This is a genomic window from Pseudoflavonifractor sp. 60 (assembly GCF_009911645.1).
Lineage (GTDB): Bacteria > Bacillota > Clostridia > Oscillospirales > Oscillospiraceae > Lawsonibacter.
Genome location: NZ_QWKI01000373.1, coordinates 1 through 866 on the forward strand (window position 1 = coordinate 1; position 866 = coordinate 866).

Consider the following 866-nt stretch of genomic DNA (forward strand, 5'->3'; position numbering starts at 1 on the left):
CCGGCGCTCTCCGCCGCGTCCCCGGCCAGCTGGTTGATTTCGTCGAAGCCGGCCAGGGACTTCTGCTGGGCCTTGTTGGTGTCCTTCACCGCGTCGGTGAGGGCCTCCTGGTTGTCCACGCTGGAGGCGATGGCGGAGCTGGTCTGCTGGGCCTGCTGGGTCTCGCCACCGAAGGCCTTTGTCACGGTGTTGTTCAGCAGTGTGGCCAGGGCAATCATATGGGACACCACCGCGTTGAGCCACTTCACCACCGGTTTGAGCACCGCAATGATGGACTGGCCCAGGATGCCCATAAACTCCTGCCACTGCATGGACAGGATGCGGGTCTGATTGGCCCAGCTGTCCTGGGTGCGGGCGAAGTCGCCGCTGGCCAGAGCCAGGCTGTCCAGCACGAACTGGTACCGCAGGGCCACCTTCTCCGCCTGGCCCATGGCGTCATAGGACTTTTTGAAACCCTTGGACAGGGCGTAGGCCTTCAGGTTGTCCTGAGTCATCACCACGCCCAGGTCCTTCAAGGTCTCGGTTTCGCCGGTGAAGACGCTCTTCAGCTTCACGTCGGCCAACTCCTGGGAGATGTTGAAGAAGGAGGCCACATCCCCGGACAGTCCTGCCAGGGTGACGGCCATATCCGCCGCCTCCTGGTTGGCGATTCCCATCCCCCTGGCCATAGCCATATAGGTGGAGGCGGTCTTTTTCGCCGCCAGGGTGGACATGCCAAACTGGGCTATCGCGGTGCCGGCGAAGTCCTCCGCCTGGCCCCTCAGCTCCCCGAAGGCCACGTCCACCACGTTCTGCACCTCGGCCATATCGCTGCCCAGCTGCACCGCCCGCCTGCCGAAGTCCACCACGCCCTTCACCGCAAAGGC

1 pseudogene is annotated in these 866 nt (G+C 64.0%); it reads right to left on the minus strand.

Features of this window, described 5'->3' with window-relative positions:
* Window positions 1–866, minus strand: a pseudogene (locus D1646_RS22465) (hypothetical protein); the annotation flags it as partial.